The organism is Tabrizicola sp., from assembly GCF_030694085.1.
In the GTDB taxonomy this organism is placed as follows: Bacteria; Pseudomonadota; Alphaproteobacteria; order Rhodobacterales; family Rhodobacteraceae; genus Tabrizicola.
In genome coordinates, this window is record NZ_JAUXZE010000095.1 from 1 (window position 1) to 1,538 (window position 1,538).

Consider the following 1,538-nt stretch of genomic DNA (forward strand, 5'->3'; position numbering starts at 1 on the left):
GATCACGTCGAGATGGTCGAGACGCAGGATCTCTTGCAGCACGTCCTGGTCGCGCTTTGGCAGTTGAGCCATTCCCCCTTCCCGGGTTGCGGCGTCGATGATCTTCGGCCCCGCGTCCATGACGAGGACCCGGACCGCCGGGAACCGCTCGCCCTCGGCAATCGAGGCGCGGAGGTCGTCCATCCAGAGGACGGCGCGGTGGGTCATTTCCCATTCGGCGTATACGGGGCGCGCGGGGATCAGCACCAGATCGGAGATCAGGCAGAAGTCCTCGGTGTCGGTATGGGTGCCCGGTCGGGTATCGATCACGACGAGATTGACGCCCCGTGCTTCCTCGGCTTCGAGGAGCGACAGAAGCCCTTCAACACTTTTCGGTGGCGAGAGGATCGCCAGACTCTCCGGCCAGTCGGGCTTTTGCGCACCCTCCCACGCGGCCAGTTCGAAACTGTCACGCCAGCGGCCGAGTTGTGCATTCACGTCTCCGTCGATCAGGGTGACGCGACGCCCGAGGTTCAGTGCTGCAGATGCGAGAAGCATGGCGGTTGTGGTCTTGCCCGAGCCGCCTTTGGTCTGCACGATGGTAATGACTTGCATGAAATGACGCCTCCACAAACGGTACTCGACACCCTTGCACCGACGCCCGGCGCTCTTTCATGACGCCGCGGAAGGCGATGCACCACTGGCAAGCCAAGATCCATCGAAGCCGTTGTAAAGGCGTCACTAATCCGACCGGCGTGCGGTGCGCCGTTTAGGCATAAGGTTGCAGAAACGTCAAATGGGATATGCCGGAAGTTGTAACACACCGCCGAAGCCTTCATGTTTCCTAAGGATTCCCGCAGCCGTGATGCTGCGGCGCGGCGCCCGAGCACTCCTTCGGCCTAGCCGCAATCGAGGCTATCTGCCTTCCGGCCCGTATGACGGTTTGCATGTCTGCATGCCTGCATAGGTGACAGGCCGCATGCCTGCGTTGGAACCTGTCCGCACGGCTGATCCGAAGGCAGGGTGACATCAGGCCTCCGTCTAGGGACGATCCCGAATATGACCCGCCAACCGGATGCATGCCGGACAATCTGCCTGCTTGCCTGTCGGCCTGCTTGCCAGTTCGCCTAGTGACGGGTTGACGCTACGCCGATCCAGCCTGTGGCTTCATGCCCAAAGCCATTCATCGTCGGCCATCTTCCGCAATGGGCAGGCCTTGAAGCATCTTGAGGCCCCTTCCCCGGCCCCCCTTCTCTTCCCGGGCAGCCCTTCCTTCAGACTGTCGTGCCCGTCCCAACAGCCCTCATGGAGGGACCGCACACTTCTGCAAAGCCCAAGGTTTCAAGGCGCTCGACCACTTTGGTCTCGCGTTGCACGGAGGCCTGACGGCCGGGGCGCAGGGACGCAGTCGGCGGGCAAGCCGCCGACCCCTGACGCCATATTGAGTCCTCACCGGCTGTCCGGTTTCCGCAAGCGGGCTCCTCTTCGGAGGAGCGGAAACCGGCCGGTGAGGACGGTTGGCAGGAACGGTGGTGTGTGATACATGATGCGCAATGACT

General features: G+C 62.5%; 1 protein-coding gene. It reads right to left on the minus strand.

The annotated features are described in order from the left end of the window. A partial coding sequence (locus Q8M85_RS22490; RefSeq protein WP_305549038.1) for a ParA family protein occupies positions 1-594 on the minus strand: 594 nt, incomplete at its 3' end. Positions 595-1,538 lie beyond the last annotated feature (944 nt).